Raw genomic sequence first — 3,791 nt, 5'->3', positions numbered from 1 at the left:
GGGAGAGGGGGTGCGGGGGTTGTGGGGTCATCATCGCGCCTTTCACGTGTCCGGCCGTTGCGGCAGCATCCGTCGCTCGTTCGGGGGTGTCCCCTTCGCGGAGAAAGATACCCCAGGGGGTATCCGTCGTGTCCACCTTACCCATGTGAGTTCGACCGCTGGAACGGTCACGCCGATGCGTCTACTCCGTCAATCGGCGGGATGCATCGTCTGGGCATCAGAATGTCCGAAAACGGCAGAAACGAGCCCGCGACGGCGAAGCGGCCTTTCCTAGGCCGTTGCAATCATGCGGATTCCGGCAGGTGGCAGGTGGCCGCGCACGGCGTTCGTGCCGGATTTGGACAGTTTGTCGGCGAGTAGTGCCGCCAGCGAGCGTGCCGCAGCCCGGTGTCAGGCGGCGACGGTGCCGGTGGCGACCAGCACGATGATTACCAGGCCCAGGAGCACCCGGTAGACCAGGAAGCCGGTGAACTTGTTGGAGGAGACGAAGCGTAGCAACCAGGCGATGGTCGCGTAGGCGACCAGACCGGACACCACCGTGGCGATCAGGGTGGCGCTCCAGCCGACCGTGGCGGAAATGTCGCCCGCGGCGGTGACCGCCTCCAGGGCTCCGGCGGCCAGCAGCGCCGGAATGCCCATGAAGAAGGACAGGCGAGTGGCGGTGACCCGGTCGAAACGCAGGAACAGACCCGCGGAGATGGTTGCGCCGGAGCGGGAGATGCCGGGGAACACGGGCGCCAGTGCCTGGAAGCCGCCGATGATCAGGGCGTCCTTGATGGACACCTCCCGCATACCCTTGCCCGCCGAGGCGTGGGCGGCGTCGGACGGACCGTCGCTGCGCCGGTCGGCCAGCCACATGACGCCCGACCACAGGATCAGCGCCCCGGCGATCACCCACAGGGAGCGGGCGGTGACCTCAATGAAGTCCTTGAACAACAGGCCCACGACCGCCACCGGGATCGAGCCGAGGATGATGCCCCAGCCGAGCGTGTAGTCGGGATCGGTGCGCGCCTCGGCGTTGGCCAGGCCCTTGAACCAGGCAGTCACAATGCGCACGATGTCGCCCCAAAAGTAGACGACGGCCGCCAGGATCGCGCCGACCTGGATCACGGCGGTGAAGGCGGTCATGCCCACGGAGTCGATGTCGTAGTGCAGCAGCTTCTCGACGATGTTCAGGTGCCCGGTGGAGGACACGGGCAGGAACTCGGTGATGCCCTCGACGATGCCGAGGATCACGGCGTGCAGCCAGTTCATGAGGCTCCCAGGGATCGGGTGCAATTAGTTCCCTGAGAGGCTACCGGGCGCGGGCCGCGGTGTGCGCGTCTGGGCGTGTGGAACCGGCCTCAGCCGCCCGGCAGCGCTCGCCTGATGGGCGGCCCAGGTCAGTCAGTCTCGGCCGACAGGTGCTCCAGGACCGCCTCATGCAGCAGGGTGTTGGTGGCCACGGCGCTGCCGCCCCAGGGGCCCGGCTCGCCGGCCAGGGAGGTGAAGCGGCCGCCGGCTCGGTGACGATCGGCACCAGCGCGCCCATGTCGTACAACTCCAGCTCCGGCTCGGCGGCCAGGTCCACCGCCCCCTCGGCCAGCAGCATGTATGACCAGAAGTCCCCGTAGGCGCGGGTGCGCCAGCAGGCCTGCATGAGTGACAGCATGCCGCGCAGCCGCCGTCGCTCGGCCCAGCCGGACAGCGAGGAGTAGGACAGGGAGGCGTCCTCCAGACTCGCCACGCTGGACACGTGCAACTGGCGTGCCGAGGCCAGGGAGCGGCCCATCCAGGCGCCGCCGCCCCGCACCGCCCACCAGCGCCGTCCCAGCGCCGGCGCAGAGACCAGGCCGACGACGACCTCGCCGTCCTCCACCAGGCTGATGAGCGTGGCCCACACGGGCACGCCCCGCACGAAGTTCTTGGTCCCATCGATCGGGTCGATCACCACTGGCGGGGGGAGTGGCCGGTGGTGCCGAACTCCTCGCCGAGCACGGAGTCGCGGGTGCGAGCGCGGGCCAGGTAGTCGCGGATCAGCTGCTCGGCCTCGCGGTCGGCCGCGGTCACGGGGGTCAGGTCGGGCTTGGTCTCCACCTCGAAATCCTGAGCATCGAAGTGGGCCTGAGTGAGCGGGTCCACCTGGTCGGCGATGGTGTGCGCCAGGTGCAGGTCGTCGCGCCAGCCGCGCTCCGCGGCGGGCGGCGTGGGGGAGGAACCGGCGTTGCTGCTCATGGCACGAGGGTAGACGGCGACGGACCGGATCCCGTGGTGGCCGGGCCGCAGGCGGTTCGATTGGCGTGGCAGGCCGTGCCACGCCTGCTGCAGCGCGCCGGCCCCGGCCCTCATCCTGCGGGAGGAGATGCCACGGGTCGAAGGTTGCAGACGGCGGTGGGCTTTGGTACCGCAGGACCCCGGAAAGATCCGTCGAAGTGAGGTTTCGGGCGCGCCGGCACGCTCCTAGCGTGGGCCTCAGCTGCTCCGGATGCGCCGGAACCAAGTGAAGGAGCCCCGCCCATGCCCGCCATGCTCGACCTGCGCCGCACCCTGGCCGCCCTGGTGGCGGTGGCCATGAGCGCGGCCCTTATCGTCTTCAGCTTCATCGTCTCCGACACGGCCACCACCCAGATGACCGCTGCCGCCCGCGCCAGTCTGGGGGACGCCGACGTCGTCGTCCTGCCCGAGCGGGGCGGAGAGCTGTCCGATGCCACCGCCTCCACCGTCTCCGCGGCTCCCGGCGTGGCCGGTGTGCGCAGCTATTCGGAGGGAACCATCTGGATCGACCGCATGGGCAGCGGCGGCGGCACCGAGTTCACCTACGTGCTGGACGTGCCCTCCCTGTCTGGCAGCACCCGCCTGACGGAGGGGCGCCTGCCGGAGAAGGAGGGCGAGATCGCGGTCTCGCCCTCGGTGGCCGAGCAGGATGTCGCGGTCGGCAGCGCCATGGCGCTCAAGGACGACCCAGTCGCGGTCCCTACCACCGCCACCGTGGTGGGTGTGATCGCCCCCGGCCCCGAGATCACCCGCTGGAGCACCGATGAGCAGTACATCTTCGCCACCGCCGACGAGCGCGCTGCCCTGGGACTGTCGACGGCGCCGGCCGCCCTGTACGTCAGTGCCACGGACGGCATGAGCACGCAGGAGCTCATGGACTCCGTCTCGCAGGCCCTCGATGTGGCCGGTTTGGACGCCAGCGTCTACGCCGCCTCCGACATCGTCATGATGCGCGCGTCGAACATGGGTGACATGAACTCCACCACGCAGATGCTGTTGCAGTTGCTCGGCCCGGTGTGCGCGGTGGTGGCCGGGATCGTGATCGCCACGACCTTCTCCACCCTGGTGGCGCGGCAGGCCCGGCAGATCGGGCTGCTGCGCTGCATCGGTGCGGGTCGCGCCCAGGTGTTCGGTTCGGTGCTGCGCAGCGCCCTGGCCACCGGCCTGGCGGGCTCGGCGGTGGGAAGTCTCCTGGGTGTGGTGCTGGCCGGACTGTTGACCCGCTCCAGGTTGGTCGATGGCCTGGAGACGCGCTACCTGACGGTCAACCGGCAGACCATGGTGCTGGCGGTGGTGCTCAGCACCGCGGTGACGCTGGTGGCGGTGGTGCGCCCCGCCCGTCAGGCCACCCGGGTCTCGCCCCTGGTGGCCCTGACGGGGCAGGTGGCCGATGAGCGCTCGCTCAGCCGTCGCCGGATGCGGACCGCCGCTGCCGGGGTGGTAGTTGCCTGATCGGCCTGGGCATCACCTGGCTGGGCATGTGGGCGCAGGTAGTCATCGTACACGGCCGTGGGTGCGGTGCTGGATGGTGCTGGGCG

2 protein-coding genes and 1 pseudogene are annotated in these 3,791 nt (G+C 69.9%); 1 reads left to right on the top strand and 2 read right to left on the bottom strand.

What is annotated here, in order from left to right; translation table 11 throughout:
- Positions 1-390: 390 nt before the first annotated feature.
- Positions 391-1,254: an undecaprenyl-diphosphate phosphatase gene (locus BW737_RS14090; RefSeq protein ID WP_086616093.1), complete on the bottom strand. Its 864-nt coding sequence runs from the start codon at positions 1,252-1,254 to the stop codon at positions 391-393.
- A 128-nt stretch (positions 1,255-1,382) separates the two neighbouring features.
- Positions 1,383-2,214, bottom strand: a pseudogene (gene hisN / locus BW737_RS14085) (histidinol-phosphatase).
- A gap of 282 nt (positions 2,215-2,496) precedes the next feature.
- Between hisN and BW737_RS14080 the strand changes: the two are divergent.
- Positions 2,497-3,705, top strand: coding sequence for an ABC transporter permease (locus BW737_RS14080; protein ID WP_086616094.1), 1,209 nt, complete (start codon positions 2,497-2,499; stop codon positions 3,703-3,705).
- Positions 3,706-3,791: the final 86 nt, after the last annotated feature.

It is taken from the genome of Actinomyces ruminis (assembly GCF_002154335.2).
GTDB lineage: Bacteria > Actinomycetota > Actinomycetes > Actinomycetales > Actinomycetaceae > Actinomyces > Actinomyces ruminis.
The sequence above is the reverse complement of the archived record's forward strand: the minus strand, read 5'-3'. Positions and strand labels throughout refer to the sequence as shown.

Coding starts and splice junctions, on each gene's coding strand:
- BW737_RS14090 (WP_086616093.1), bottom strand. CDS start 1,254: ATGAACTGGCTGCACGCCGTGATCCTCGGCATCGTCGAGGGCATCACC.
- BW737_RS14080 (WP_086616094.1), top strand. CDS start 2,497: ATGCCCGCCATGCTCGACCTGCGCCGCACCCTGGCCGCCCTGGTGGCG.